Annotated in this window: 18 protein-coding genes and 1 pseudogene; 9 read left to right on the top strand and 10 right to left on the bottom strand. The window is 72.3% G+C overall.

The window, feature by feature from the left end:
• Positions 1-216: 216 nt before the first annotated feature.
• Positions 217-2,787, top strand: a complete 2,571-nt coding sequence (locus ACFWP2_RS11995; protein ID WP_380450249.1) for an FtsX-like permease family protein — start codon at positions 217-219, stop codon at positions 2,785-2,787.
• Between the two features lie 163 nt (positions 2,788-2,950).
• The gene (locus tag ACFWP2_RS12000) at positions 2,951-3,601 is read left to right on the top strand and encodes a WD40 repeat domain-containing protein (RefSeq protein WP_380450250.1); all 651 of its coding nucleotides are present in this window, start codon (positions 2,951-2,953) and stop codon (positions 3,599-3,601) included.
• 367 nt (positions 3,602-3,968) lie between these two features.
• Here the strand turns inward: ACFWP2_RS12000 and ACFWP2_RS12005 are convergent, their stop codons facing one another.
• The 4 genes from ACFWP2_RS12005 to ACFWP2_RS12020 all read right to left on the bottom strand — a co-directional run bounded on the left by ACFWP2_RS12005 (position 3,969) and on the right by ACFWP2_RS12020 (position 6,382).
• Positions 3,969-4,517, bottom strand: coding sequence for a SixA phosphatase family protein (locus tag ACFWP2_RS12005; protein WP_380450251.1), 549 nt, complete (start codon positions 4,515-4,517; stop codon positions 3,969-3,971).
• Positions 4,518-4,689: 172 nt separating this feature from the next.
• Positions 4,690-5,205, bottom strand: a complete 516-nt coding sequence (gene lspA, locus ACFWP2_RS12010; protein WP_380450252.1) for a signal peptidase II — start codon at positions 5,203-5,205, stop codon at positions 4,690-4,692.
• Positions 5,206-5,577: 372 nt separating this feature from the next.
• Positions 5,578-5,847: a hypothetical protein gene (locus tag ACFWP2_RS12015; RefSeq protein WP_380450253.1), complete on the bottom strand. Its 270-nt coding sequence runs from the start codon at positions 5,845-5,847 to the stop codon at positions 5,578-5,580.
• Between the two features lie 283 nt (positions 5,848-6,130).
• Complete coding sequence (locus ACFWP2_RS12020; protein ID WP_380450254.1) at positions 6,131-6,382, bottom strand: hypothetical protein; 252 nt, start codon at positions 6,380-6,382, stop codon at positions 6,131-6,133.
• A gap of 291 nt (positions 6,383-6,673) precedes the next feature.
• On the opposite strand from ACFWP2_RS12020, the gene ACFWP2_RS12025 reads away from it, so the two are divergent.
• Complete coding sequence (locus tag ACFWP2_RS12025; RefSeq protein ID WP_380450255.1) at positions 6,674-7,054, top strand: trypco2 family protein; 381 nt, start codon at positions 6,674-6,676, stop codon at positions 7,052-7,054.
• Between the two features lie 33 nt (positions 7,055-7,087).
• A complete protein-coding gene (locus ACFWP2_RS12030; RefSeq protein WP_380450381.1) occupies positions 7,088-8,851 on the top strand; it encodes a trypsin-like peptidase domain-containing protein in 1,764 nt (587 codons plus the stop codon).
• A 102-nt stretch (positions 8,852-8,953) separates the two neighbouring features.
• On the opposite strand, the gene ACFWP2_RS12035 is transcribed toward ACFWP2_RS12030, so the two are convergent.
• Positions 8,954-9,718 (bottom strand): sporulation protein, encoded by a 765-nt coding sequence (locus tag ACFWP2_RS12035; protein WP_380450256.1) that lies wholly within the window; start codon positions 9,716-9,718, stop codon positions 8,954-8,956.
• Positions 9,719-10,499: 781 nt separating this feature from the next.
• On the opposite strand from ACFWP2_RS12035, the gene ACFWP2_RS12040 reads away from it, so the two are divergent.
• From ACFWP2_RS12040 to ACFWP2_RS12055, 4 genes and pseudogenes are all read left to right on the top strand, one after another.
• Positions 10,500-10,850, top strand: coding sequence for a hypothetical protein (locus ACFWP2_RS12040; RefSeq protein WP_380450257.1), 351 nt, complete (start codon positions 10,500-10,502; stop codon positions 10,848-10,850).
• Between the two features lie 118 nt (positions 10,851-10,968).
• Positions 10,969-11,466, top strand: a complete 498-nt coding sequence (locus tag ACFWP2_RS12045; protein WP_380450258.1) for a hypothetical protein — start codon at positions 10,969-10,971, stop codon at positions 11,464-11,466.
• A 1,314-nt stretch (positions 11,467-12,780) separates the two neighbouring features.
• Positions 12,781-13,962, top strand: coding sequence for a hypothetical protein (locus ACFWP2_RS12050; RefSeq protein ID WP_380450259.1), 1,182 nt, complete (start codon positions 12,781-12,783; stop codon positions 13,960-13,962).
• Positions 13,963-14,376: 414 nt separating this feature from the next.
• Positions 14,377-14,955, top strand: a pseudogene (locus ACFWP2_RS12055) (PaaX family transcriptional regulator C-terminal domain-containing protein); the annotation flags it as partial.
• Positions 14,956-15,245: 290 nt separating this feature from the next.
• Here ACFWP2_RS12055 and ACFWP2_RS12060 read toward each other — a convergent pair.
• Positions 15,246-15,839 carry a hypothetical protein gene (locus ACFWP2_RS12060; RefSeq protein WP_380450260.1) on the bottom strand — a complete coding sequence of 198 codons (594 nt, stop codon included), beginning with the start codon at positions 15,837-15,839 and terminating at the stop codon, positions 15,246-15,248.
• A gap of 353 nt (positions 15,840-16,192) precedes the next feature.
• Between ACFWP2_RS12060 and ACFWP2_RS12065 the strand changes: the two genes are divergently transcribed.
• Complete coding sequence (locus ACFWP2_RS12065; protein ID WP_380450261.1) at positions 16,193-19,024, top strand: BTAD domain-containing putative transcriptional regulator; 2,832 nt, start codon at positions 16,193-16,195, stop codon at positions 19,022-19,024.
• A 53-nt stretch (positions 19,025-19,077) separates the two neighbouring features.
• Here ACFWP2_RS12065 and ACFWP2_RS12070 read toward each other — a convergent pair whose 3' ends face one another.
• From ACFWP2_RS12070 to ACFWP2_RS12085, 4 genes are all read right to left on the bottom strand, one after another.
• Entirely contained in the window at positions 19,078-20,664 is a 1,587-nt protein-coding gene (locus tag ACFWP2_RS12070; protein ID WP_380450262.1) for an FG-GAP-like repeat-containing protein, read from the bottom strand.
• A gap of 108 nt (positions 20,665-20,772) precedes the next feature.
• Positions 20,773-22,038 (bottom strand): FG-GAP-like repeat-containing protein, encoded by a 1,266-nt coding sequence (locus ACFWP2_RS12075; RefSeq protein ID WP_380450263.1) that lies wholly within the window; start codon positions 22,036-22,038, stop codon positions 20,773-20,775.
• 368 nt (positions 22,039-22,406) lie between these two features.
• Positions 22,407-25,505, bottom strand: a complete 3,099-nt coding sequence (locus tag ACFWP2_RS12080; RefSeq protein ID WP_380450264.1) for a lantibiotic dehydratase — start codon at positions 25,503-25,505, stop codon at positions 22,407-22,409.
• Positions 25,502-26,755, bottom strand: coding sequence for a lanthionine synthetase C family protein (locus ACFWP2_RS12085; RefSeq protein WP_380450265.1), 1,254 nt, complete (start codon positions 26,753-26,755; stop codon positions 25,502-25,504). The genes ACFWP2_RS12080 and ACFWP2_RS12085 overlap by 4 nt, the downstream gene beginning before the upstream one ends.
• Positions 26,756-26,842 lie beyond the last annotated feature (87 nt).

Consider the following 26,842-nt stretch of genomic DNA (forward strand, 5'->3'; position numbering starts at 1 on the left):
CACCCCGCATCCGCCGGTCGCCTCCATGGTTCGCGCCACCCGCCGTTCCTAGCCTGGACCACGTCGCCGACCGACACGATCCACGAGGGATGGCAGCACCATGGCAGCCCGCCACCACCGCCCGGAGCACGAAGCGCCCGAGCTGCACCGCCCCGACCCGAGGTCCGTCACCGACCGGATGGTCGCCCTGTCCTCCGCCAGGGTGGGGGCGGCGGCATGAGCAACGGACTCGCGCGCGCCTCGGTGCGCTTCCGGCCTCCCGCGTTCGCGGGCACCTTCGTCGCCCTGCTGTTCGGTGCGGCGGTCGTCATGGGCTGCGGCACCCTGTTGCAGACCGGCATCACCGCGAGCGTGCCCCCGGTGCGTTACGCGCAGGCGCCGGTGGTCGTCGCGGCCGGCCCGGACGTCGAGATCGTCCGCAGGGTCTCCGACAAGAAGGAGAAGACCGTCGAGCGCCCGGTGCCCGACCGGCCCCGGGTGGACGCGGCCCTGGCCCGGCGCATCGCCGCCCTGCCCGGTGTCGCGGCGGCCCGTCCCGACACCGCCTTCCCGATCCAGCCGGGTCCGGCCACACCGGGCCTGACCGGGCGCGGGTACGCGGCACTCGGCATCGCCGGCGACGCGGACGCCCTGGTCGAGGGCCGCGCCCCCGGCCCGGGCGAAGTGGTCCTGGACGCCGCCACCGCACGGGACGCCCGGCTGGCCCCGGGCGCGAGCCTCACGCTGGTCGCACCCGGCGGCAGCGGCACCTACCGCATCTCCGGCCTGGGCGCCCCGCAGAGCGCCGGCCCGACGGCCTGGTTCGCCGACGAGGTGGCCGGGCAGCTCTCCGGTCACCCCGGCCGGGTGGACGCCATCGCCGTCCGGCCGGGCGAGGGTGTCGGCGCCGGGGACCTCGCCCGCCGGCTGCGCGAGGCCCTGCGTGACACGGCCGGCCCGCAGTCCTCCGGGGCGTCGCCCACCGGGATCAGGGTGGTCACCGGCGACGACCGCGGCTCCGTCGAACACCCCGGGCTCGGGCAGAGCCGGACGCTGCTGATCGCGATCGGCGGCTCCTTCGGCGGCACCGCCACCATGACGGCCGTCTTCGTGGTGGTGACCACCGTCGCCCTGGCCGTCGGTCAGCGGGCCCGCGAGTTCGCCCTGCTGCGCGCCGTCGGCGCGACCCCCCGCCAGATCCGCCGCACGATCGCCACGGAGACGATGCTGGTGGCACCCCTCGCCGGTGCGCTCGGCCTCCTCCCGGGCGTGGCGATGGCCCGCTGGTGGTTCGACGGGCTGGTGGCGCGCGGCGCCGTCCCCGAGGGCGTCGAACCGGACGTCGGACCGATCCCGGCGCTCGTCGCCGTCGTCACCTGCTCGCTGGCCGCGCTCGCCGCCGGGTACCTCGCCGCCCGCCGTCCCTCCCGGCTGCGGCCGGGCCGGGCGCTCGGCGAGGCGTCGGTGGAGGCCGGACGGGCGGGCGTGGTGCGGACCCTCCTCGGCCTGGTCGCCGTCGCCGGCGGCCTCGTCCTGACCGCCGTCGCCGCCGGCCTGGACGGCGAGAACGCCGCCAACACCGCGCTCGGCGTGGTCATGTGCTTCCTGGTGGCCGTCGCCCTGCTCGGCCCCTGGGTGGCCCGGATCGCCACCGCCGTGCTCGGCCTGCCGCTGCGGGCGGGCGCGGGCGGCACCTCCGGCGCGCTGGCCGCCGACAACGCCCGGGCCGGCGCCCGCCGGCTGACCTCCGCGATCACGCCCATCGTGATGGTCAGCGCCTTCTGCGGCACCATGCTCTTCATCCCCAGCAGCGTCCGGCACGCCACCGGCGACCAGGTCCGCGACGGGGTCGTCGCCGACCACGTGCTCGGCTCCACCGGCCCCGGCCTGCCGGGCGCCACCGCCGCACGGGCCGCCGAGGTGCCCGGCGTGGACACCGCGATCGGACTGCTGCGCACCGGAGCCGTCTACCGCTCCGCCGGCAAGCTCCGCTCCGCCGGCGCCCTCGGCGTGTCCGGCGACCCGGCGAAGCTGACCCGGGTGCTCGACCTCGGCGTGCGCAGCGGCTCGCTCGCCGACCTCGCCCGCGGCGGCGACACCGTCGCCCTCGACGCGGCCCTCGCCGACAAGCTCGGCCACAAGGTCGGCGACCGCGCCTCCTTCTGGCTCGGCGACGGCACCCAGACACAGCTGACGGTCGTCGCCACGTACGAACGCGGGCTCGGCTTCGGACAGTTGATCCTGCCCCGGGCGGCCGTCGCCGCACACGCCGGCGTCGCCTACGACAGCCAGCTGCTCGTCACGGACGCCCCCGGCGCCGACCGCGCGGACGTCGCCGCCCGGCTGGCACGGCTCGCCGACGGAACCGTGGTGACCGACCGCGCCGGGTACGTCGCCCAGACCGACCGCAAGCGCGAGGCCGGCGACTGGGCGAACTCCGTGATGGCGGCCGTCCTCGGCGGCTTCGCCGCGATCACCGCCGCCAACACCCTGGTGATGACCGTCCTGGACCGCAGCCGCGAGGTGGCCCTGCTGCGCCTCACGGGCGCCACCCGGCGGCAGGTGCGCGGCATGATGCGCTGGGAGGCCCTGCTGGTGGCCGCGACCGGGCTCCTGCTGGGCGGCCTGATCGCCTGGATCACCCTGGTACCGATCGCCCGGGGACTCGCCGACGCCTCACCGCACGTCCCGCCGGGCACCGCCCTACCGCTGGCGGCCGGGGCCGGGGCCCTCTGCCTCGCCGCAACAGCCCTACCCACCCGCGCCCTGCTGCGCTCCCGTCCGCTCGCGGCGAGCGGACGGCGGTAGGGGCACGGCCGGCGGCAGGGCGGCGCCGCGCCGGGGCCGACCCCAGCCGGTGGCCGGCCCCGAGGGGCGGTACGCCACGGAGCCCGACGCACGTCGAGGTAGGCAGTGTCACGCCGGCCGCGTTCCCCGCTCAGGAGGCGCTTGGCGGCGCCCAGGACGGCGGGTGATCCTGCCCGCAGAACCGGGCGGGCTGGAGTTCTGGGACCCCCGGGAGGGCCGGACGACCGCCGAGGTCGCCGGCCCGCGGGGAACCGCCGTCGCGATCCGCCCCGACGGCCGGCTGCTCGTCACCTCCTCGGGAGACGTCGTCGACCTGCCGGACCTGCGGATGACGCCCCGGCCGCAGAACCCCGGCGCGGCCGTGGAATCACTGGAGTTCAGCGCGGACGGCAGGTACCTCGCCGCCGGTGAGCGGGCCGGCCGGGTCACCCTGTGGGACGGCGGGCTCGGCCACCGCCTCGGTGTGCTGACCCGGGCCGACCTCGGCTCGGCGCCCGCCACGGCCCTCGCCTTCTCGCCCGACGGGCGAACACTCGCCGTCGCCTACCAGGACAACGTCGTCCAGCTGTGGGACCTCGACTCCCGGCTGCCCGTCGGCTCGCCCTTCCCGACCGCCGGCGACGGCGTGCACGACCTGGCCTTCTCGTCCGACGGCGTCCGGCTCCACGTGGCGGGCGAGCACGCGCCGCTCCAGCGGATCGACACAGCCCCGGCCGCCGCGGCGACCACCCTGTGTCGGCGGGCCGGCGGCGGACTCGCCCGCGAGGACTGGCACACCTATCTGCCCACCGTGCCCTACCGGGCCACCTGCTGAGCGGCTCGACTGTCGAGGTCCACGTGTTCCTCTCCTCGGCCGGCCCGATCAGGTGGCCGGGCCGACGTCCCGGCGGGCCTCCTGGTTGTCGGGTCAGGGGTCCGCATCACACGCAGCCTTCCTCTGGGAGCGCTTGTCGGGTCAACCTCGACGTCCGCGCGGGGCGCCGACCGCCTGCTGCTGGAGAGCGGCCAGGTCACCCGGAAGTGGGTGCCCACACCTCGTCGGGCAGACCTCGACCGCCAGATGTCGGCGGCGATGATGTCGCCGGGCGGTCCGGAATCGGTAGACCTTCAGTCGCCGGTGGGGCTGGCCATGGTGGTGGCGCGTAGGGGTCGGACGCGCCGACGCCCCGGGGGGCACCGTCTCAACCCTGCGACGGCGTCCAGAACGCGGTGACCCTCGCTGCGCCGGGCCTGATCCCCTGCCAGGAACCGTCGAATTCGAGGACGGCCACGGAGGCGGTCGGGAACCCGGACTCCTCCACCCACCGTGAGAGGTCGCCGTCGGCTGCTCCGGCGAGGAGCCGGACCAGCTCGGGCAGGCTCGGACTGTGTCCGACGACGACCAGGTCGCCCACGTGGTCCGCATTCTCACGCACCATCGCGACCAGCTCGCCGATCCCCGCTTCCCGTCGATGGATATTCACGCTGAGGTCGTAAAGCCCTGGCTCGTCGACCGTCTCCGGGAGCCGCGGCAACGCGGCGCCCACGTGTTCCCAGGTCTCCCTGGTCCGGCGGGCGCCGGACACCCGCGCGAGATCCGGCGTGATGCCGGAACCCGCGAGCCATCGTCCGGCCCGGGACGCCTCCTCCCGTCCCCGCTCGTCGAGACGCCGTTCCCTGTCGACCGCCGTCTCCCGTTCGGCCTGCGCATGACGGATCAGGACGAGCCTCCGGCCGGTACCCACGGTCACGTTGGCCTCCCCTTGCCCGCAGGCCGTGGCACAGCCTGGCGGAATCGCTTGATCGTTCGGATCCGAAACACCACCCGGGCGGCGAGGAGCCGGGCCTCGACGGCCGCGAACGGATGGCTCCAGGCCCGCGCCCGTCCGGCATCGGTACGGCTGGGCCGGAAGGCCCATTGCCCTACTGGTCCTTCCCCTCAGTGGTCTGCTCCGTTCCGCCCGGCTCGGTCAGCGTCTTGGACGCGACCGTGCCGTCCAGGCGGACACCGCGTGCCGAGGCCCACATCACCAGGGCGCTGCCGCACACCACGCCGCAGTCGGCGAGGTTGAAGACCGGCCAGTGCGGCAGTTGGATCCAGTCCACGACGCCTCCCTGCCACGGGGAAGGGGCCCGGAACAGCCGGTCGACGAGATTTCCGGCGGCCCCGGCGATGACCAGCCCGAAGGAGACCGCCCAGACGGGGGTGCGGACCCGGGGCGACACCACCAGCAAGAGGACGACGACCGTCATCTTCACCGCGGTGAAGAGCCATGTCTCCCCCTCGCCGATGGAGAATGCTCCACCCGAATTGAAGACCAGCGTGAATGTCAGAAGCCCACCCAAGTGCGCGGTCGGATCCGTCCCCGAGAAATGTGTCAGCGCTATCTGTTTGGTGATGAGATCCGACGCCAGCAGCGCGAGCGCGACGGCTGTCATGGTTCCCAGCCGTCGAGGCATGCCACCGGGTGAGGAAGCTCCTCGCACAACCCGTAGGCGTAGTAAGCCAGTCATGGCCGCAGTGTAGGTGACGGCGGCTTGCGCACGAGGGTTCCCGGGATCGGGAGTACACCGTCAGGACGGGAACACACCCTCGCCGTTGCCGGACATCGGCGAGCCACGACGGTCACGTGAGGATCTCGGGCCTTGATCCACCCGTACTGGACGCACCTCGAACCGGCCCCCTACGTTCGGCACATGGGTGATGTTCCTCGTCGGCGCTTGATCGGCTCTCGCGGAGCGTGCGTGCCGTGCTGCCGTCCGGCTGGAACGCGTTGGTGGTCACGCTTTCGGTGCGGACCATCGTGGCGGTCACTGGGTCAGGGCCGTGGCCTCGGGCCGGTTGGGCTCGCGGGGCAGAGACGCGGTGGGCTTGCCGTCCTTGCTGGGCAGGGCCTTCGCCGCCCGGCTTCCGGTGCTGCGCAGCCAGGGGGTGTTCACCGTGTTGGTGAGGGGCTTTCCGCCGTCCTGGTCGTAGACGGTGGTCTCGCGGGCGAAGCCTGCGAGTTCGTTGCTGTCCTTGAGTCCCTGGAGGGGGCTGACGGGGCGGGGCTGGCCGTTGACGAGGGTGTCGCCGTCCATGCCGCGGAAGTAGACGGTCTCGGTCAGGCTCTTGTTGGTGACCCGGTTGCCCCGGTACCGGTTTCGTACCGGCCCGAAACAGCAGGCGCGCGGGAACCGGCACTCGCGGACGCGTCAGCCGCTGCCGCCACCCCGACCGGCGCGGACGCCTTTTCGCGTCGGTCCGAAACAGCGGGCGCGGCTGCGGCCAGGGCGGGATTTTCGGACCGGCCCGAAACGTCCGGGGCGGCGGGCCACTCGGTCAGAACCTCCGGGTCGCCGCGGGCCAGGAGGTCCGGGCGCATCAGCATCTGCTCGGCACGGCACGGCACAGCTCCAGCTTGGCCCCGATCCCGCCCGGCGAGCGGACCTCGTCCCGCCCGTCTTCCGCCGTCTCCGCCGCCCGGGCGCCCAGCAAGGCGTGGGCCTTGTAGGAGGCGTCGTAGGCGGTCGCAGGATCGGCGTCCACTTCGCTCAGGAACGCGCGGGCGGCGGCCACGGCCGCCTCCGTACACCGCAGCACCTCCGCCCCGGGAACCGTCGCCGGGCTGGGCATCGTCGGCCTCGACCTTGCCCCGGGCCGCCTTCGACTTGCACACGGTCGAGCAGTACCGCAGAGCGGCGGCCGCGCTTGCCGGGCTCCGGCGCCGGCACCTTCTCCTCACACCCCTGCCGCTGACAGGCCGCGCCGACCGCGGCGAGGGCATCGGAGCGCAGGGTATTGGTCGAGCCGTTCGGGGTGGCGGCGCCGCGCGGGAACGCGGTCCCGTCCCGGGCACATGCACAAACCGACTGGCGTTCATAGGGTTGGACTAGAGCATCTTGGTCTTCTCAGGCGGTGATTATTGTGGCCGATTCGTTCACCGAGCCGACGTTGGCGGAGTCGATCGCCCAGATACGCCGGGAACTGGAGGAAGCGCTGGAGGAGGGGAAGGACCAGGCTGTGCGCTTCGGAGTGGGCGCAGTTGAACTGGAGTTTCTCATCGAGGCACGCAGCGTGGCAGGTGGGGACGTGGGGGTGCGCTTCCATGTGGTGTCGCTCGGGGGAAAGGCGGAGCGGCAGCGCGGACAGACGAACCGCGTGACGGTCACGTTGCAACCCATCGGCCAGGACGGCAAGCCGTTGAAGGTCGCCAGGCCCTTGGCGCATCGGCCTCGGCAACAGGGCAAGGAGCAGTCGGAAGCGAAACCGTCGAATGCCGCCGCGCAGAAGGCGCACCGGCCTTAAGAGCGGCGGCGGGCTCGCGGAAGGGTGAGCGTGATGGCCCGGGTTCCTGAGCGGCTGGTAGAGGTGTGGGCCGCACGACGGGCAGGGGGGCCAGGCAAATCGGGCTCCGGCTGGGTGGTGGGCGAGCGGGGAGTACTCACGGCCTGGCATACCGTGAAGGAGTCCGATGGGCCGGGAGGGGAGCTGCAGTCCCGGCCAGGCAGATCGGGCAGGGACGAGGACTGGTTCGACTGCACCGTGCGGTGGTCCGATCCTGAGCTGGATGTGGCGCTGCTCAAGGTCGTCGACCGGAGGTGGCGGGCGCCGGATTGTCCGTGTGAGTTGGCGAACGTCGGCGATCAGCCGCTGAGGTGCGATGTCGTCGGTTTCCCCGAGTCGGAGTCGCGCCCGAACGGCATTCCGGACACCGAGCAGGCCTACGGCACGTTGCTGCCGGCCGGTGGAGGGAGGAGCGGACGCGTCCGATTCGATGTGAGCACCACCAAGCCCAAAACAGCCGCGCTGTGGCAGGGCATCTCCGGAGCGGCAATCCGGGACCAGCGGAACAGGCGCCTGATGGCGGTGGTCACAGACACGCACCCGAACAGAGGGCAAGGACGTCTGTTCGCCACAGCGATCACGGATATCGCCGCGGACGAGGGCTTCGAGCAAGCGCTGCGCGACGTCGGCCAGGAGCCCAGGCTGGCGGCCACAGGATCCCAGCCCGCAACAAGCAGGGAGCGCGGCGATCATCGGAAGAGTCAGCGTGAGCTGCGCGGGAGGAAGCTATTGGCTGACCTCTCCGTACAGCTCGGGCACAGGGAGCCCCCGGCGCGACTGGCAGCCGTGTACGGGTTGGCGGGGCTGGCCGACGATTGGGGCAGAGCCGGGGAGAACCAGCAGCGCCAGACCTGTATCGATATCCTGTGCGGTCACCTGCGGATTCCGATCACCCCTTTTCCTGGTGACAATGCACCACCCAAGAAGCTGAGGGTGTGGCGGGCCAACCACGAGGTCCGGCATGCCATCATCGGGCTGATCCGCGACCACCTGCGCAAGGACGCGCACACCTCGTGGCGATCGTGCGATTTCGACTTCACCAAGGCCCGATTCGACGGCGGCAGCTTCAGGGACGCCGAATTCTCCGGGTGGGTAAAGTTCCACGGCGCGGAATTCCGCGCGGGCGACGGTATCGATGTGACCTTCGAGGGCGCAACGTTCAGCCCTGGCTGCCGAGTGGAGTTCTGGGGAGCCACCTTCGCCGGCAGTCATCCGATCATTTTCCGGAACACGGAATTCGCGGGCGGCTCGGTGATGTTTCAGGACGCCCAGTTCGAAGCGAAGACCGTGGCGTTCGACGGCGCCCGATTCACTGGTGCCGACGTGAGCTTCAGAGGGGCCACATTCAAGCAGGGCACCGTCACCTTCAATCCGAGCGATCAGGGCCACGTAGAATTCGCACAAGAAAAGGTTGACTTCAGCGGCGCCCACTTCCAAGGCGGCAAGATCACATTCCGGCACGCACTGTTCAACGGAGCCACCGTCCTTTTCGGCGGCACCTACACCGACGCCACGATCGGCTTCTGGGACACCGGGTTCAAGAACGGCCGGATCAGCTTCGAAAACGCCTCCTTCGACCTCGGCACAGGCCTCACGAGCTTCGGCGGCGCCTCATTCGTCGGAGCGACCGTGGACTTCACGAAGGCCACGTTCAACGGCGGCGAGGTCGATCTCCGCGAGGCGGGCGACTGGAGCCACCCGCCGATACTTCCGCCAGGAGGCCGACCGGGACTGCTACTCCCGCCGGAGGTTCCCTGAGGTCGCCGACGCCCCGACGGAGGTCCGGGGACCGTTGCCGCCGGCGCAGTGGCGCCCGCCGCGCAGGACGACCACCACTCCCGCCGGGGGCGAGGCGCGCGATCAGTGACCCAGAACGCCGCGGATCCAGCCGTCCACCGTGCCGGTCAGGTCGTGCTGCCCGGCCGCATGGTCCAGCAGGAACGTGCGCACCGAGTCGCCGCTGTGGAACATGCCGCGCTTGTCGAACTCCAGCACCACCTCGACCCGGTGCGGGTCGGTGACGAAGGACAGCTCGATCTCGTTGCAGCGCCGCGCGAACTGAGGTGCCGCCTTGTACTCGATCTCCTGGTAGAACGGCAGCGTCTGGCCCGTGCCGTGGATCCGGCCGGCCTCCAGGTCGGCCCGGTGGAAGTGGAAGCCGAGCGCCGCCAGCGCCTCCAGCACCCGCTGCTGCACCGGCAGCGGCTGCACCGCGATCGGGTCGGTGTCCCCGCGGTCCAGCTGGCCCGCGATGTCGACGTCGGTGCGCACCCCGAGCACCATGCCGGTCAGGTGGTGGCCCCCGATCGCGGTCAGCGGCGTCTCCCACGGCACGGGGAAGGCGAACGGGACGGCGCGCCGTTCTTCGGCCGCCAGCCGCAGCGGGCCGCAGACCTGCACCCGGGCGAACTCCTTGACGGTGTGGCTCTCGCCGTCCTCGTGCTCGACCTCGACCCGGGCGGCCAGGCAGAGCGTGATGCCGTTGATCTCGGCGTCCCGACTGCCGCCGACCAGTTCGACCTGGCCGTGCACGGTGCCACCGGGATGGACGGTCGGGGTGGACAGCACCGTGTCGACGGTGGGTCCGCCGACGCCCAAGGCACCGAGAAGCCGCTTGAACACCATTCGGGGACACTCCTCACATCACCGGGAACCGAGCGCACCGATCGTACTTTGCCTGCGCTTTGCCATCGACCGGAGGGCATGCGACAGCACCTCGGCATCCGTCCGCAGCGCACCGCGTCACCTCGGTTCTGCTCCAGCGGCGTCGGACGTCGGCGTCCCGGACGCTCCGGAGCACGAGGACGACCGAGTACGGGCGGTGCCCAGCGCCCCCAGGCCCTGCCGGTGGCCAGCGGGAGAGGCCGTCGAGCGCTTCGGCGGGGTACAACACCGGCCGGGTCAGGAGGCGGTCGTCGGCTCGTCGGACGTTGATCACCACGCCCAGGGAGGTCGAGCAGAGCACGCCCTGCGCCCCGAGGCCCGCATCCTGTCGGACGGCCTCGGCGGCGACGGGCAGGCGCGGCGGGCCCCGGAGGAGCTCGGCGGCGCCGAGGCGGCGGTGTTCGCCCAGCGCACCCGACTTCGATCCGCGCGTCGTCTCCGACCCCGGCTGCCCCTTGTTCCGTGATCCTGCCAGTGCCTTGCCGATCAGTCGGAATAAGAGCCGCACTGGAAGAGTTCAGCCGAAGAGGAACGGGCGAACGCCCGTCGTGCCTTTCCTGGACACTCGGCGACTCCGACGGGCAGCGCCACGACAGGCCCCCGATCTGGGAGTTCGACGACGAGGACGGCCCCTTCTGGAAGCAATGCCGGGTAGATGCTGCACTTGAACGAGTGTCGTCGGAGGACGGGCTCGTCTCACCTCGTGTAGACCGCGTCGCAGGTGCCGCGACATGATGTGCGGATGACGGAGAGTGGGGCGGATCTGCTGGCTTTGTTGCGTGACCTCGACGACCCGCAGTGGCTCGAGTGGCCGGCGGGGTACGACCGGAACGCCGTTGCCGCGCGGTTCGGTGAGCTGGTGGTGCGCCTCGAAAGCGACTTCACGGTTCGGTGCGGGGCTGAGCGGGATACCCAGGATTCCAGCGAGTACGGGCGTGTCGTCGTGCCCGCCGAAGCCACCGCGTGCGGGACCCGGATCGTCGTCTGCGTCAGCAAGTTCGGGTTTCTCGTCGGTGCACCGAGAACGTCGCGCAAGCCCGTTCCACCGCTGCGCCGCCCGTCGGCGAGTTGGCGCAGCGTCGACACCTTTTGACGATCCGTCTCCTCATCCGCCAGGAGCCGCTGACCGCAAGGCTGCGGCTTCTAAGCTCCCCAGCTGAAAGCGGCCGCCTGCTCCCGAGAGCAACTGGCCGATACGGGAGGGGAATTCAGTGATCAAGACGCGCACTCTTGCCACGGCCGCCGCCACGGCGCTGCTCGCGCTCGGCGGCGCCGCCACGCCGGCCTCGGCGGCACCGGCTCCGAACGGGCCCACCATTGCCGGCGTGCAGACCATCACCGGCAGCCCGGACGGCGCAGGCGCCATCGGCGGAAGCTGCCCGGCTCCTGTCGGTAACGGTGCGCCCGCCGCACCCTATCTGTGTGGCACGAATGTCCTTCGCCTTGACTGGACGGGCGGCCGGTTCGAGTACGTGCTCCTCGGAACCGACCGCCGGGTCTGGCACACCTACCAGACCACCGCGAACGGACCGTGGACCAGCTGGGACCTCTTCGGCGACAGCAGCGACGTCCAGAACGGCGTCTGGGTCAAGGACGTCTACGGAGCCCCCAGCGTGGTGGTGACCGGCAGCCTCGGCGGCCGCTGGTGCAACAGCCTCAACAGCAGCGGCACGTGGACCAACTGGTACCACTGCCCGCCGTCCGTCTGACAACCGGGTGATCACCGGTTCGTGAAGTCGCCGGCGAGGAGGCGAGGAGGCGAGCCGCCCCGGCCCCGACAGGGCCACCGGTTTCGATCTCCTCGCCGGCGAGGCCGGGCAGCCGTCGCCAGAGCACTCACGCCGGGCCCGGCCGCCCTGCCCCCGGACAGCCGTCCCCTGCCCGCTCGCGCCGCCTATGACGAACTCCTCCCCTCCCGCCGGAGCATCCCCGGATCGGCCCCGCCTGCGAGGCGGTTGACCCGTCGTCCTGGTCCCGGGGGTGGGTGGCCAGTGGCCCGCTCTGGCTGCGACGAGGCATCCCGCGATCCCCGGCGTTCCGGTCCAGGGGGTCGAGGGCGGAGGGTCCGCCGACGGTGGCGAGGGCTTCGAGTGCGCCGGCTCGCGCTCTGGGCGCCGGGGCGGGTCGGCGACGTGCCTGTTGCAGGGCGCAGCATGGGAAGGGCGGGCGGGGGCCGACTGGCTTCGGCCCCTGCCCGCCCGCACGACTACCGCCACCATGGGGACGCGCAGCGTAGCCTTGACGGGGAGGGCCGGTCTCGCGGACGGCACTCGGGTGTACTGCTCGTCGGCATCGGCCGGCCGGTGGCCGAGGGCTTCCCGTGCTCGGCACCCCAGATCGGAGCACGATCATGACTATGCCCGGGTTCCACGCTGAAGCATCCGTCTATCGCAACACCGGCTCCTACAGGGCGGGCCTACCGGAGCACTGCAGCGCCACCGACCGGATCGTCCCCATGTGGCACATCCCTACCTGCTACGAACTCCGTGAAACATGCGAAAACAGATGCAACTCCACGATCCTGCCACCTGACCTCACGGAATACGACGCGTGCATGAACGCGTGCGGCGACGATCTCACCGCCTGCCTGGAGGCCCACCAGCCGTGAAAGGGGTTCGCGCAGGGCGCCGTTGGGCAGCCTGCGGCCCGTGGGAAGGACGGCAGCAGGGTGAGACGCCCGTGCCCGGGCCCCTGCCCGGACCACACTGACCCGCACCGCCAAGACCTGGGACTGCCTGGACAGTCCGCACGGGGCGCAGGCCGTCGCCGCCCTCATCGCGGCACGGTGTCCGGGCGGCGAGGCGACGCGCACAAGCTGCGGCGCTATGAGGCGGTGTGGCGGTGGGCAAGGACCCCGGAGGCAGGAGCCAGGGCGCGATGGATTGCGGGCAGGGCGCGCGTCGGCGTTGTGCAACCGATCGGCGTAGTCGTGGGGGCGGAGCGTCTGGATGATAAGAGACATGCACACTTTCCGTAGTCGAAAGACTTCTCTGAGTTGTGGCGTCGTCGGTGCTGTGGCGGTCATGTCCGTGCTGCCGTGCAGCCCGGCCGTGGCGGCCTCGCCCGTCGCTCCTGCCGCGGTGCCGCACGGCGAGCAGGCCTTCACCCCGGGGATCTACACCTTCGTGGTTCCGTCCGGGGTCACGCAGATGACCATCCGCGTCTGGGGCCGCGGCGGCGCCGGGGCGGGCGGCGGCGGAGGCGGTGGCGGCGGGGGCGGCGGAGGCGGTGGCTACTACGCGATCCTGGTCACCAGCCCGGTCATGGGGGGTGGCGGGGGCGGGGGCGCCGGTGGCGGGGGCGGGGGCGCCGGTGGCGGGGGCGGGGGCGCCGGTGGCGGGGGCGGGGGCGCCGGTGGCGGGGGCGGGGGCGCCGGTGGCAGCGGCGGTAGCGGGGGCGGCGGAGGCGGAAGCGGGGGCTACTCGGAGTGCACCACCACCGTCGCGGCGGGCCAGACCTTCCGCATCCTCGTCCCCGGATCCGGCCGTCAGAGCGCCGGTGGCGGCGGTGGAGCGGGCGGTGGCGGCGGCGCCGCGGGAGACGCCCTCACCAGCGGCCAGGCCGGCACCGGGGGCGCGGGCGGGGGCGGGGGCGGTGCCGACACCTTCATTACGCTCGCCCAGGTCTCGGGGCCCAACACCAGGGTCACCGCGCGCGCCGGTGGTAACGGGAGCGCCGGACGCCCCGGCCCCGGGGGCGGCGCGGGGCAAGGAGGGGAGAACGGCAAGCTCGGCGGTTCGGGCGGCGCGGGCGGTTCGGGCGGCGCTTCCGGCGGCCTCAGCGGTGTAGGCAGTTCCGGCGGCGGAGGCCGCAGCGACGCGGGGCGCTGTTCCGGCACGGGCTCGGCGTTGCCCGGCAGCTCCGGGACCACCGGCCCGGCCGGTGCCGCAGGCGCCGGCGGTGTCACCGGCGGTCAGGGCACGGCAGGTCGGCCCGGTTCGGGCGAGCGCGGCGGCACGGGCGGCACCGGCGGGGCGGGCGGCGCCGGGGGCGTACCGCCGACGACGACTGTCACCCCGCCCGCCGGCACCGGCGCCGGCGGAAGCGGGGGAAGCGGCGGCACCGGCGGCACGGGGGGCCAGGGAGGAAACGGCGGCGGCCCGTCCCCCAACCCGAGCCCACAGTCGGGCAGCACCGGCGCCGGCGGCAGCGGCGGCCAGCAGGGCAGTCCGGGCGGCCCCGCCTACGCCCTGATCAGCTGGTAGGACTTGCGGTTCGGGGCCGCAGCCTTGGACGCCGGGCGGCATCCCGCCGCGCCGGACAACCGGAAGACCCGGACCACGGCCCTCATGGTCTGGCCACCGGAACCCCAGGACGGGCCCGGCTCCTTCGGGAGCCGGACCCGCATCGATTCCCGGATTCCCGGAATCGCACGGCAGTTCCGACTGTCACCCCGGCTGTCCGGTCTCACTGATCATGGCGGACGCGGCCGTGTCCGCCGCGTGGCCCTCACCGCGGCCCGCGGCAGCGAGGCCCTGACACCGTGAGGTCGTCCGGCATCCGGTGCTATGGGCCCGCGGTCTTCAGAAGTCCTCCTCGCCGGCAGTCCGCGTGGCCCACGCCGCGCAGCAGCAAGCCGAGCGAGAGCATCGCGGACAAGCTGAGCAGCACCGTGGGACGGTACCTGGCACCTCGTCGCCTTCGCGGTCCCCGAGACCGCTCGCACCGCCCGCGACGCCCTGCGAGCCGCTCTCACCCGGCTCGGCGGCGCACCCGTGCAGGGTGGCGTCTATGTCAGCGCCGGCGCCTGGGAGCCCTACGTCGAAGACCAAGCCCGCCACCTCGATGTCCTCGACCACCTCACGCTGTTGACCACGGACGACCTGCGCCACGGCAACGAACACGACCCCGCCGCGATCGCCCGCGCCCTATGGCCGCAGGAGGAGATCGCCGACCGCTACCAGCGACTTGCCCGCGTCGCCCGACCGCGGCTGCGCCGACTCCAGGAGAACGCTCACCTCCCCGGCCCCCAGCGGCTGACGATCGCGGTCGAACTGGCCGCCGAATTCACCCGCGCCATGGAGCCCGACCCCCTCCTGCCGCCGGAACTGCTGCCCCAGCCCTGGCCCGGCACGCAGGCCCGTGAACTCGTCGCGCAATGCTGGTCGCTCCTGGACAGGCACACGGAAGAGAACGAGCGAATCAGCCTCTTCCAGCTCTACCGCGACGCGATCCGCCCAGCAGCTGCCGCCGGCTGAGGCCCGCGACGCCGACCGGCTCGAACGGGCCGTGCAGCACGGCCGCGGGGCCGGCGGCGCGGGCGGCCGGGACGACGCCCAGCGCGCTGAGCAGCCGCCGCAGGGGCGGGCGTCCGGCGGCCGTGGCGGCGGTGCACCCGGCCGGACCGTGCCCCGCAGCCGGGACACGACCTGAGCTCGTCCTCCGGTGTCCCGTTTCAACCGTTGCCGGCAGTTCTCGGCCGCGATGAGCTGGGGCTTGTTGGCCCCGCACGCGCGGAGGTGACCCGGCCGCGAGGTCGGGTCTCGGCTCAGTGCGACCAGTAGGTGTCCTCGGTGTCCGGTCGCAGGGGTGAGAGCGGGCGGGCGTAGTCCGGGGCGTACGCGATGTCGCCGCCGCTGACGGACATGGTGAGGGTGAGCGTCCGGTCCGGTTCCGGCGAGAGCGCGACCCATACGGCGACTCCCTCCGGGGTCTCGGCGCTGAGGTAGTCCGGGCCCTCATCCGGGGTGCTCGGGGTCCACACCGAGGGCTTCTGCCGGTAGCCGTGCAGCTTCCACTCGGCTTCGATGCCGTTCCGCAGCTCCTGCCGATGGGAGGCACTGATCCTGGTACGGGCGGTGAACCGACGGTCGACGGTGGACAGCTTGCTCGGTGTGCCGTCCGAACGCGGCTCGTACCGGTTGACGGTACAGCCCCTGTCGCTCAGCACGAGGCTGGGGCTCAGGCCCCCCAGCGTGTCGTGGACGGTCTGCTCGCTGAGCGCGTGGAACTGCTCCGGGGTGTGGCGGACCTTCTCGGGTCCGGACTTGGACGCGTAGTCGTCGGAGCCGATGGACCACCACACGGCGATCTGGAACGCGAACATCGCCCCGATCGGGGCAGCCAGACCCGCCACTGCCACCAGAGCCGCCTTCACCAACTTCTTGCCGGACAACCCCAACCCCCCTTGCTGCACGTCGTACGGCCACCGTATGTGCCCGGCCCGGCCCGACTCCTGAGCATCCGTACTCAAAGAAGGCCACCCGGCGCCGCCCGACCTCAGCCGCAACAGCGGGGCGGCCTGGTGGCGGATGGTCCGCTCCGCCCGGGCGGAGGCACCGGGGCAGTAGGGCCGAGCTCGGTCGACGGCCCTGGACGCCGACCTGTACCGGATCGGGTAAACCCCTTGAACACCCGGGGCCCCCGTCCCCTACGGTGTCCGTGATCACCGTGCGCGAACCGTTGGCGCCGTGTGCCAGACCGGGGGATTTGACCATGCACTTCAGCGTGCTCGGCCCGCTGCTCGTCCGTGTCGGCGACCAGGAGCGGGCCGTCGGCGGCGCCAAGGTCCGCACCTTGCTCGCCGTGCTCCTGCTGGAGCCTGACCGGCCCGTCGGGCCGGACCGGCTGAAGGCCGCCCTCTGGGGCGACCGCCCGCCGGCTTCGGCGAGCGCCTCGCTGCACAACATGCTGGCCCGCCTGCGCACCCAGCTGGGAGACGAGCTCGGCGAGCGCCTGCGTTCCACCCCGCTCGGCTACCTCCTGAAGGTCGCCGAGGGCGAACTGGACGCCCGGGTCTTCGGCCTGGGCGTCGAGCGAGCCCGCGAGGCTCTGCTGCGCGAGGACTGGGAGGCCGTACGGCGGGAGTCGGCGGCGGCCCTCGCCCTGTGGCGCGGGGAGCCGCTGGCCGAGTTCCCGGACCTCCCCCAGGCGCAGACCCCGCGCCGGCAGTGGCAGGAGGCCCACCTGCAGGCCCTGGAGTGGCGCATCGAGGCGGAGCTGCGCCTCGGCCTGGTCCAGGGCCTGGTACCCGAGTTGACCGCCCTGGCGGGCGAGCACCCGCTGCACGAGGCCTTCCACGCCCAGCTGATGCTCGCCCTGCACCGCCTCGGGCAGCGCTCCGAGGCCCTCGCCGTCCACCAGCGGCTGCGCCGCGCCCTGGCCGAGGAGCTCGGCATCTCGCCAGGGCCCGGCGTCCGGAGGGTCCACGAGCGGGTCCTGCGGGACGAAGCCGACACACCCGGGGCACCGGCCGGGCCCGTCCGCCCGCCGGCCCAACTGCCCGCGGCCATTTCCGACTTCACCGGCCGCCAGGCTCACCTGCGGACCCTGACCGACCTCCTCGGGGCCGAGCCTGACGCCCCCGGCCGGCCCGCCGGCGGCCTCCCCCGGATCGCCGTCGTCTCCGGCATGGGCGGCATCGGCAAGACCGCCCTCGCCGTCCAGGCCGCCCACGCCGTCCGGCACCACTACCCCGACGGCCAGCTGTACGCCGACCTGCGCGGCTTCGGCGCCGCCCCCGCCCGCGACCCGCACGAGCTGCTCGCCGCGCTCCTCGCCGCCCTGGACGAGCGGCCCGGGGGCCGCGGCGCCCCGGCAAGGCCCCTGCCCGAGCACACCGACGACCGGGCCGCCCTGCTGCGCACCGCCCTCGCCGAGCGCCGCGTCCTGCTGGTGCTCGACAACGCCCGCGACGCCGCCCAGGTGGAGCCCCTGCTGCCGGGCGGCTGCCGCAGCGCGGTGATCGTCACCTCGCGCCACAGCCTCCCCGAGCTCCCGGCGGGCGCCCGGATCTCCCTCGCGCCGCTCGACGTCGAGGAGCAGCGCGCCCTCCTGTCCCGGCTCTGCGGCCCCGAACGCGTCCGGCAGGACCCGGACGGCGCGATGCGTCTGCTGTCCGCCTGCGCGGGCCTGCCGCTGGCCCTGCGGATCACCGGTGCCCGGCTCTCCTCCCGCCCGGCCTGGACCCTGGGGACCCTGGCCGAGCGCCTGGACGACAGCCGGGGGCGGCTGCGCGCGCTGTCGGTGGGGCGGCTGGCCGTCGACACCACCTTCGCGACCAGCTACCTCGCGATCCGCGACAGCGGGGACCCGCTGGAGCGCGAGGCCGCACGGGCCTTCCGGCTGCTGGGCCTGTGGGCGGGCCACACCCTGGGGGTCGAGGCCTCGGCCGCCCTGCTGGACCGCTCCCGCGAGCACACCGCCGACCTGCTCGAACTGCTCGCCGACGTCCACCTGGTGCAGACACCGGAGCCGTGGCGCTACCGCTTCCACGACCTGCTCGGGGAGTTCGCCGCCGAGCGCGCCCTCCAGGAGGAGTCCGCCGAGGCGCGCGACGCGGCCGCGCTGCGGCTGGGCGTCTGGTACGCGCTCGCTCTGGAGGCCGCCGGGACGGTCATCGACGCGCCCGCGGGAACGCCGCGCCTGGCCGAGTACCCCGCCGCGCCGGTGCCCGTCCTCACCGACCCGCAGCACGCCCTGGACTGGTGCCGGCGGGAACTGCCCGTCATCAAGGAGGTGATCCGCCGGGCCGCGGGCTCCTCCCGCCCCGACCTCACCTGGCGGCTCGCGATCTGGCTCATGGGGTACGGGCACACGTTCTGGTGGACGGGCGAGTGGGACGCCTGCCTGCACCTCGCCCTGGAGTCCGCCCGGGAGCACGGCGACCTGCTCGGCCAGGCGTGGACGCTGCGCAGGCTCGGCACGTCCCACGGGATGGCCTTCCGCAACGACGAGGCGATCGAGGCCCTCGAAGCGGCCCTCGACCTCTTCGAGGTACTGGACGACAACCCCTGCAAGGCCAGCCTGCTCGCGTACCTCTCCATGGCGGTCGGCCAGCAGGGCCGGTACGGGCAGGCCCTGGCGTACGCACAGGCCGCCTGGAAGCTTCACCAGGAGACCGGGGAGGAGGAGGGCTGGCTCGGCGTGCGATCGGCCCTGGCGGGAGCGCACCTGCTGAGCGAGGACTTCGAAGCCGCCCACACGCACTTCCGCGCGGTCCTCGAAGGCTGCCGGGCCCTGGGCAACCTGACGCACGTCGCCATCACGCTGGCCAACGTCGGCGACTGCCTGCGGGGCCTCGGCCGGCAGGAGGACGCCTTCGCCGCCCTCGACGAGTCCCTAACACTGCGCCGCCGCCTGGGGGCCATGAGCGGCATCGCCGACTGCCTGATCATCACCGGGCGGGCCCACGCCCATTTCGGCCGGCTCCCGCAGGCCCGTACCTGCTTCGAGCAGGCGGCGGAGATCAGCCGGGACCACCACATCCCGGCCCTGCTCCAGCAGAGCCTCGACGGACTCGATCTGCTCCGCGACGTCCGGCGCTGAACGCGAGTGCGCCGCCCGGGGGTTGAGGCCCCCGGGCGGCGCGGGCCGTCCGGTCAGCCGGTGGGCACGCCGGTGGCCACCTGGCCGAGGTCGCTCCAGCCCCCGTGGCCGTCGCCGCCGTTCCAGGCGTAGATGTGGGCGGCGTTGGACGGGGTGTCGGTGAGGACGTAGTCCGCGTTGCCGCCGCCGTTGAAGTCGGCGAACTGGACCAGGTCCTGGTTCGTCGTCAGGCCGGAGGCGACCTGGCCGAGGGCCACCCAGCCGCCGCCGGTGTCGCCACCACGGTTCAGCCAGACCCGTACGGCGCCGCCGGGGTCGACGACGGCGTAGTCGGCCTTCCCGTCGCCGTCGAAGTCCGCGAGGCGGACGCGGCCGGGATCGGTGGTGAGCCCGGTGGCCACCTGGCCGAGGGGCTGCCAGCCGCCGTGCCCGTCGCCGCCCCTGTTGAGGTAGACCTGCACCGAGCCGTCCGCGTTGACGACTTCGTAGTCGGCCCTGCCGTCGCCGTCGAAGTCCGCGAGCTTCACCCGGGCGGCGTCGGTCGTGAGACCGAGGGCGACCTGGCCGTAGTCCTGCCAGCCCCCGTGCCCGTCCCCGCCCTTGTTCAGCCAGACGTGCACCGAGCCGTCCGGGTTGACCACCTCGTAGTCGGCCCTGCCGTCGCCGTCGAAGTCGGCGAAGCGTACCCGGCTGACGTCCGCGGTGGTTCCCGTGGCGACCTGGCCGTAGTCCTGCCAGCCGCCGTGCCCGTCGCCGCCACGGTTCAGCCAGACGCCGACCGCACCGTTGGCACCGACGGTGAGGTAGTCGGCCCTGCCGTCGCCGTCGAAGTCGGCGTACCGGACGTGGCCCAGCCCGCCCGAGTCGTTGGCGGCGTTGGACGCCACGGACGCCTTGGCCGCGCCGGCGGAGTACGCCTGGTCCAGTCCGGTGTAGAACGCCTGCGCCATCCGCTGGAGGCCGCTGTCGTTGGGGTGGAGGCGGTCGGCCATCTCGGAGGGCGTCAGGGCCGGCGGGTCCAGGTAGCGGAAGCTGTTCCCCGCCTGGGCCTCGACCGCCTGCAGCTGCCGGGCCCGGTCGTTGAAGGTGGACGGCGGGACCTTGAGACCCTCGGTCGTCGGGATCACGCCCTCCATGACCACCGCGACGCCGGGCCGGTCCGCGAAGATCCGGTCGAGGAGGGCCTTGAGGCGCTCGGGCGCATGGGCCGGGTCGGTGCTGCGGTCAAGGTCGTTGACCCCGATGTGCAGCAGGACGACGTCCGGGCGGGCCTCGGCGAGCCACTGGTCGATCCCGGCGCGGATGTCGTCGATCATGAAGCCGGAGTGGCCCTCGTGGGCGAGGCCGGGCAGCTGCCCGCCGGCCTGGGAACCGACGTAGCGCACGGTGTAGCGGGACTGGCCGGCGACCAGGCTCCACAGCGGGGCCCGGTAGGACGATCCGGTCGAGCTGCCGGCGCCCGCGGTGATCGAGTCTCCCAGCGGCATGACGCGCAGCGAGGGCACCGCGGGCGTGACGGTGGCGGCCGTCGTCGCGGCGTGTGCGGCCGGGGCGGCTGGGGCAGCGTGTGCGGCCGGGGCGGCGGCCACGCCGGCCACGCCCAGTGCGGTGCTCAGGCCGAGCAGCAGGATGCGTTTCAAGATTCCCCCCAGGGCGTACGTGTGGTGGTCGATGCGGGAGCGGGGGCTTCGGCTGACGGACCGAAGCCCCCTGGGTGACGGGGTGACGCGGTTCAGGCGCCACACGGTTCAGGCGCCGGTGGCGACCTGACCGAGACTGGTCCACCCACCGTGGCCGTCGCCACCGTCGTTGCGGTAGACGCTGACCGAGCTGTTCGGGTTGGTGGTGATGTAGTCGCTCCTGTGGTCACCGGTGAAGTCGGCGAGGACGACCGCGTTCTGGTCGGTGGTCAGGCCCGAGGCGATCTGGCCGTAGTCGGCCCAGCCGCCGTGGCCGTCGCCGCCACGGTTCAGGTAGGTGATGATCGAACCGTTGGCGCCGATGGCACTGTAGTCCGCCCGGCCGTCGCCGTCGATGTCGGCGAAGCGCACCCGGCTCGGGTCGGTGGTCAGGCCCGAGGCGATCTGGCCGTAGTCGGCCCAGCCGCCGCCGGTGTCGCCGCCACGGTTGACGTAGGTGATGATCGAGCCGTTGGCGCCGATGGCGTTGTAGTCCGCCCGGCCGTCGCCGTCGATGTCGGCGAAGCGCACCCGGCTCGGGTCGGTGGTCAGGCCGCTGGCGACCTGGCCGAGGAGCTGCCAGCCGCCGTGGCCGTCGCCCCCGCGGTTCAGGAAGACCTGCACCGAGCCGTCGGCGTTGATGCAGATGTAGTCGGCCAGCCCGTCCCCGTCGAAGTCGGCGAAGCGCACCCGGGCGGCGTCCGAGGTGACACCGCTGGCGACCTGGCCGAGGGACTCCCAGCCGCCACCGGTGTCGCCGCCGCGGTTCAGCCAGGCGTTGGCCGCGCCGTTGGAGCCGACGGTGATGTAGTCGGCCCTGCCGTCGCCGTCGAAGTCCGCCCACTTCACCCGGCCCGTGCCCGCGTCCGTGCCGGCGTGGTGGTCCGGGACCCGCCTGATCATGCGCCACTGGGCGTTGCTGCCCTGGAAGCCCGGCATGCACGCCGGGGTCTGCCCGTTGAGGACCTTCAGGTAGCAGCCGCTGGTGCTGTTGATGGTCGTCCAGTCACCCGTGGTGGAACCGAACTGCCAGGCGAGGTGGTAGTCGCTGGTGTTGCAGCCCACGGACAGGGCGTTGCCGTAGGAGTCCGTCGCCAGGCAGGAGCCGCGGGTGTTGAGGTCGACGAGGTGGTTGTGGTCGCTGACGCCGAACCACTGGTCATCGCTGCTGCCGCAGGGGCGGAGCTCCATCTGGTACGGGTTCACGTCGGACGACGCCTCGATGCACAGGCCCGTCGCCTGGTTCTGGATCTCGAACGCGTAGTAGGGCTGCTGCGCGGACGCCTGCCCCACGGAGAACGTCAGGCCGGTCAGCGTCATGGCGGCGACGGTCACGGCCGCCCTGATGCGGCGGAGTCGGAGGATTGCGGTTTTCACGTGTCCTGCCTCTGGCGTTGGGATCGCGCGCCCGGCCCCGACCATTCGCTGCGGGGCCCGGTCACGCGGGGACGGCCACAAAGCTGGCAGGGCGGGCCAACAGCGGCCCAACAACGCAACAACCGTCCTCCGCTGCGGGCGGGGTGGCGATCCGGACGGCACGGGGGATGCTCGTCATCGTCACACTGCCGGGACTGGTCCAGCCGGCCTGGTCCGGTCGAAGATGCCGACCGTCAGGGTCGGCTGACCCCCGCCTGCGCGGAGCGGACCTCGGTCCGCAGCACGGTCGGCGCGCTCGGCGAAACAACGCGGCGCGACGGCTCGTACTATGTGGTAGCCGCCAGGGGAGCTCGGGCCAGTCCGGCCCGTGTGCGTCGCAGCAGCTCCAGGGCCATCGATTCGCCCGAAGTATCCGTACCGAGAAGGCGGTTCGCGTGCAGGTGCACGTAGCTGCGGCACAGTTCGTCGCGGGAGCACCAAAGGGCCTGGTCACGGTGCAGTGAGTCGATCAGGTCGATGGCTGGCGCGAGTGCTGGGCGCCGTGTGCTCAGCAGGCGGGACACCTCGCCTTCGATGGGAAGGGCACCGCCCAGGGCCTGGCGCAGCGCTCGCTGGCGCTTTCGGTACTCAGAGCCCCCGAGACGCGGTGGTAGCGGGCTGCCATAGGAGAAGGCCGCTCTCTCCTTGGGGGACAGGCCCAGACCGGCGAGCAGGTCGTCAATGCTGATCACGGCCAGCTCCAGCAGGTCGACGCCGAGCCGACCTTCGGTGCTCGCTCGCAGCATGTCGGCGACGCTCGGGCTGTCGGCCATGAACAGGCTCTCTGCGGCCGCCGTTCCTTCCTCGCCTCCGTACCGCTCGACTTCACGCTCGTATGTGTCGAACGAGAACCTCGTACAGAAGCCGTCGGCCCGCAGCTTGGTGGCCCAGGCGCACACGTGCTCCATCAACGGTCCGATGAGCGTGGACGAGTCTCCGTGGAAGCGGAGGCGTACATGGCGCTCCGGGTCTGCGTAACGCACGAAGAACCAGCCGTCCGAGAGACCGGACTGGGTGGCGTACTCGCCGAAACCGCGTAGTGGGCCGCCGATCAGGTCGTCCTCGTGCCGGGGATCGCAGTAGAGCTTCAGATACAGCCAGTCGCTGCCCGGTGAGCGCAGCCTCGCCTCGGGCCCGACTACATGCACGACGGCGGGCGGGTTGCTGCCGCCCCGTTCGCTGCCCCGCCGGGTGAGAGGTGCGACGATCTCGCACATGTGGCCACCGTCCACCCCGGGCAACCAGGCATGCTCCGGTCCAGGCATGGCTTCCTGCAGCAGGGCGGACTGTCCGGCCGGAACCGTCGTGAGTTCCTCCCGGAGCAGCTCGACGTCCTGTGCGTCGTCGAGGTCGAGAAGTAGGCGGTTGTCACTGACGGCCAGGTAAACGTGGCGGGGGACGTCCCAGCTGCTCCGCCACACCGACAGCGCCGCCGGGAAGCGGTCGGCGGAGCCGGGGCGGAGGTCGCCCGCGGGGTCGAGCCGCCACTGGGCGGGGGCGAGAACGGTCCGGCCCCTGTGCACCCGGGGCAGGAACGCGAGGCCCGCCGCCGGCCCCCAAGAGAACGTGGTGAACTGGCAGCGGCCGTCATGAGCGGCTTCGAGCAGGAACCTGGCGGTCGCGGGTGCCCTCATGGTGTTGAGCATGTGGCCCTGAACCCCGATGACCTCGACTCCGCCTGTGGGCCAGCTGATGACGAAGCGACCGGATCTGAGACCGACGACGAGTTCGCGAACGGGTATGACGTTCTGTGTCGGCACGCCGGGCCAGGTATCGATGAGGACCTCTTGGGCCCGGATCGCGGGCCTCAGCGAGACGTTCGCGGACCGTGGTGGGTCGGGTGCGTAGACCACCTCGGCGATCAGCGCTTCCTGTTCGTGTTCCTGCTCGTTTCGTGCCAATTCCGCCAGCGCGTTGCAGGCGGGTGCACCAAGGAGCCCGGCGAACCTCCCGAGGTTGCGGCCGGCGGCCGGTGCACCGAGATTGGGTCCGACAACGAGCTGGAAGTCCCCTTTGTCGATGGCCGCCGGGGATGTGGCTGCGAGGAGGAACGACAGGTCGAGTGAGGGCGGAATGCAATCTTCGACGAGATCCGACGTGGCCAGCCGGTCGATGGCCTCGTCGCTGAGTTCCACCACCATGCGGCGTTCGCGGTTCGCCTCCAGAGCGAGGTCGAGCAGAAGCTGGTCACGCCGACGGTAACTGGCGGTCCGTTCGCCGCGTGCAGCATACGCAGAGGGTGCCCCGAGGCCCGTTGAGGGATCGAGGAGCTCCAGCAGAGGAACCCGATGGTGAGACCCGTACCGGGTCTCGAAGGCCCGGCGGTAGGCATCCATGTGCGGCATTCCCTCGGGGAAGGCGCTCAGGCGTAGGAGCAGCTCGGCGGCCGAGGCCGCTTCAGCAGCCACCGAGTTGTGGAGAGCGGTGGCTCGGAGTGAGAGCGCCGTGTCGGTCTGCAGGAGCTTCGCCGTGCTCGTCGGGCCTGGGTGCAGATCACTCATGCGGTTGAGCAGAGCCGGCAAGCGCTCCGCCCTCCGGCCGAGAGGGAGCTGGTCCCATCGGTGGAACTCATCGGCCAGTCGGGCCATCTCCCTGGCCTTGGCATGAGCGCGGGGAGACGGAGTCTCCTCAAGACACGCGCGCAGGCGCGTGACCGGGTCGCCACCGGTCAGCGCCGGGTGAAGCTCCGAGATCAGGAATCCCTGCGCCTGTAGGCTGTCCACCAGTCGTCCGGCCTTGTCGGAGGTCGCCCCGGGTACGTCCTGGACGGCCGCTTCCAGGTGAGACCGAGCGGTGGGCACCCGTGCCATCGCTAGCACGCGGCGCACGGCCGCGGTGGCTCGGACGGAGGTCCCCGCCCCCGCGCCGGCGGTGACGATGGCACGACCGCCCTGCAGGAGGATCGCGGGGCTGGCCATGAGTCGGATGTGACGACCGATGTCCGGATGGCTGTCGAGCTGTTCCGTCAGGTCGTGCAGCCACCCCATATCGGCCCGTGTGTGCGTGCGTGATGCGGTCGGGGTGAGGGCGAGGTCCGTGGCCGGAGCCCACTGCACCAGGCCTACCCCGGCGAACAGGCCGAAAGGTGTCGGCCTTGTGCTCATCCTGATCAGGTACCGCCTGAGCTTGCGGATCAGTCGGGGGGCCGACCGGTCCCGCGGACCTGTCCGTTCGAGTGCCGCGACCAGATCCGGGCTCGCCATCCACACCGCGAGGTGCAGCAACGGGTCGCGTGGCGTCAGGGAGACGTCGGACTCGGCTGCGAGGGGCGCCTGGCGTGCGTCCGCAGGGAGCATCGGGGCCCGCAGCAGGGCCCATCCGAGCGGCTCGTAAAGCGGAGGGCGGATGTCGTGCTGTCCCGCGTGCGCTGGATGAGGTCCGGTCATGACAGCACGAACATCCGGTCCCAAGTCGGCTCCACCCCGGTGGCAGCGGCAAGGAGGGCCATGGCGACACCGGACGCACCGTTGAGCAGCCCTGCCCGGTCCACCGCGACATCCTCTGCCTCCAAAGAGGCGTAGCCGAACGGCCGATCGGGCTCGTAGGCGGCCAGGAGCTGATCGACGAGGTCGGTCGAAGCGTCCACGAAGCAGTCCGATGCGGTGTCGTGGGCGAACCGAAGAACGATGTGGAGCAGCCCGGCCACCCCGTGGCAGAACGTAGGCGAGTTGATGTACCGCAATTCGATGGGGCGTCGTAGGACACTGGTCATCCCCTTGACTGCCATGCGGCGAAGGCCCTCGTCATCCAGGGCCTCACCGGCTAGCCACAGGGAGCGGGCCACCCCCGGAGTGCCATAGCACCATGCGCCTCGAGTTGCGGCCGGCTCCCTCTGAGGAGCCGGTCGGCCCTCTGGTGTCAGCGGTACGGCGTCGGGCCATCCCACTCCCCATGCGTCGTCGACGCCTTGCGACACCAGCCAGTGTGCGAGGGCGCGCACCGCCTCGGCCTGCCCGGGGACTTCGTGTCCTGCACGCAGTGCGAGAGACAGGAGGGCCAGCGGCCCGGGTATGCCGTGCGCCAGTCCGCAGTTGAGGTGCCCCGACGGATAGCGCCGTCGCATCGACGCAGATGTCAGCAACTCGGGCGGGGTGGCCCAGCGCGGCATCCCGTCCGTCGGCTCGGCAAGGCGGACCAGAGCCGTGAGGACTCCCGGGAGCACTCCATGCGGATCGTGCCTCAGCAGGGATGCCGCCACCCCGCTCGCCCCGGAGACGAGATCGAATGAACTCACCGGTAGACCGGGCGGGCCCGTGCCCAGCCCCGCCACGGCCGCCGATACTTGTGGTGCGAGCATCTCGTCCACAGCAGTGAGCAGCCGCTGATAGCGGTTGCCGTCCCGGCTCAGTGATTCCAGCGCGTACGCGAAACCGTTGAGCCCGGAGAAGAGGCCGGGATGCATCGGCCCGCTCGATTCTACGGCGGCCACCCCCTCGGCGAGGAAACCGTGACCGATCGCATCCCATCCCTCGCCTGGGAGGCACCGGTCGAAATAGGAGCACATCACGGCGGCCCCTGAATTCCCTTCGGCGAGCCCATAGGGGTTCCAGTTGACGGACTCCGGATATCGCGTCTGCCGGCGGGCGAGCGGGAGGCACTGCCTGAGCCGCGCCCGGTCGGCGGAGCGCACGGCCACGTCACGTGCGACGAACAGCGCCGCGCTCCGTCGGCTCGCGTCAAGAGCACTGGCCCAAGCTGACGAAGGTTCCCGGCGCCATGTGGT

It is taken from the genome of Kitasatospora sp. NPDC058444 (assembly GCF_042721415.1).
Taxonomy (GTDB): Bacteria; Actinomycetota; Actinomycetes; order Streptomycetales; family Streptomycetaceae; genus Kitasatospora.